This window comes from Aurantiacibacter suaedae (assembly GCF_005434915.1).
In the GTDB taxonomy this organism is placed as follows: domain Bacteria; phylum Pseudomonadota; class Alphaproteobacteria; order Sphingomonadales; family Sphingomonadaceae; genus Alteraurantiacibacter; species Alteraurantiacibacter suaedae.
Genome location: NZ_SKCG01000008.1, coordinates 1 through 1,993 on the forward strand (window position 1 = coordinate 1; position 1,993 = coordinate 1,993).

Below are 1,993 nucleotides of genomic sequence, written 5' to 3' on the forward strand. Positions count from 1 at the left end.
GGCGCTTGATGACCTCAGCTCTCAGTATGAGGCCGGATTTTGTGGGACTTGAATAGCGTTGCGAGATCTGCGGCGGAGCAGGCCTTCGAAAACAAGAAGCCCTGCATTTCGGTACAGCCCAATTCCTTGACGATATCAAGCTGCTCTCTGGTTTCCACACCTTCGGCAGTTGTGGTCATGCGAAAGCTGCCTGCAAGACCGGTGACGGCGCGCACGATTGCCGTGGATTCCGTCTGATCGGACAGGCCCTTGATGAAGGAGCCATCGATCTTGATCTTGTCGAAGGGGAATTTCTGTAAATAGCCAAGCGATGAATACCCAGTGCCAAAATCATCCATGGCTATTCGTATTCCCAACGCCTTGAGCTGACCGAGCTTCTCCAGGGTTATCTCCGTCTGGTCCAGCAAGATCGCCTCGGTGATTTCAATTTCCAATCGCTCTGCGGGAAGTCCCGAGGCGGCTAGCGAATGTGTAACAATCTGAACGAGGTTTTGGCACCGGAACTGGACGGGAGAGATATTTACCGCAAGCGTCACATCGCTCGACCATTTCGCCGCTTCCATGCAGGCATTGCGGATCACCCATTCTCCAATCCGGGTGATGAGGCCTGTTTCTTCCGCTATTGGAATGAAGTCCTCCGGGTTGATTGTACCGCGCTTTGGATGGGTCCAGCGTAGCAACGCCTCGCAAGCGCAGATATCGCCGCGCTCGATATTCACAAGTGGTTGGAACTGGAGTTCGAATTCGCCATTCACCAGCGCTTTGCGCAGGTCCAATTCAAGGGCGTGTCTGGCCGCCATTCGCGCGTCCATTTGCTCTTCGAAGAAGCGATAGGTTCCTCGTCCGCTGCCCTTGGCCCCATAGAGCGCCAAGTCGGCATTCTTGATCAGTTGGTCCGGCTTCGTGCCATCTGTAGGTGAGATCGCAATACCAATGCTGGTATCGATAATGATCTGATGATCAGAGATTTTGCACGGAGCAGTAACTGCCTCGCGAATACGGATCGCCAGTTGGGCTGCGCCGGCAGGCGTTGCTCCATTGGGTTGAATAATAACGAATTCATCCCCGCCCAGCCGGGCAATCGTGTCGGAATCCCGCACACACGCGCGGAGCCGATCTGACACAACTTTGAGAAGTTCATCCCCTATTTGATGCCCTAGGGTGTCGTTAATGTTCTTGAAGTTGTCGAGATCGATAAACAGGACGGCAACTTGCGCATCTCGACCATTCCAATTCAAAGCGTGATCGAGGCGAGATTGAAACTGAGTGCGATTGGGAAGCCCTGTGAGTGCGTCATGAAGCGCCATGTGCTCGATCAGCGCCTTGGCCTGCTCCTGTTCGGACACATCCTCGAAGGTTGCAACCCCACCGCCGGAAGCCAAGGGCGTGTTGACCATATGGATGGTCCTGCCGTCGGTCGTCTTGATTTCCTGAGAGACGGTCTTTCCCCGCCTATTCACAGCAATCAGGTGTTGTCGGTATTCCTCGACATCTCCCTTTAGATACCCTGCCTCTTTCCGATGCTCGAGTAATTCCAAAAGTGTGCAACCAGCCTTTACCACCTCACGCGATAGATCGAACATTTCGATGTATCGATCATTGCAGAACATCACATCGTGATTGGTTCCGAACAGAATTATGCCTTGCGTAATATGGTTTACGGCTTCCTGTACGCGCATGTATTCATTAGCTAGTTTTAGCTCTGATTTGGCGAAATCAGGCACGCAATCATCAGTCTTCGAAGTCACAGACATCGAATGATCTTCGTGGAGTTCCGACTCTTTAATGGGGCTAACCGAGTTCATCCAATGTCTATCCTCAACCATTCCAAACCCAAGGCCTAAGCTGGTGAGGCTCGGCCCGCTCTTTTGGCTTAAAATATGCATGAAAACATTAGGATATCGCTAACGGTATTCGCTCAGCACGCAGCACGAAAGACTGTTTCTATAGCTTCGGCGTGCGCCGCGATTTGGGCGGTAGATTATGTCCGCAA

The 1,993-nt window shown here is 52.4% G+C and carries 1 protein-coding gene; it reads right to left on the reverse strand.

Features of this window, described 5'->3' with window-relative positions; translation table 11 throughout:
- Positions 1 to 14 precede the first annotated feature (14 nt).
- A complete protein-coding gene (locus E0473_RS15320) occupies positions 15 to 1,805 on the reverse strand; it encodes a putative bifunctional diguanylate cyclase/phosphodiesterase (protein ID WP_161981637.1) in 1,791 nt (596 codons plus the stop codon).
- Positions 1,806 to 1,993 lie beyond the last annotated feature (188 nt).

Excerpts from the sequence above, each read along its gene's own strand:
- E0473_RS15320 (WP_161981637.1), bottom strand. The coding sequence starts at position 1,805 with ATGAACTCGGTTAGCCCCATTAAAGAGTCGGAACTCCACGAAGATCAT.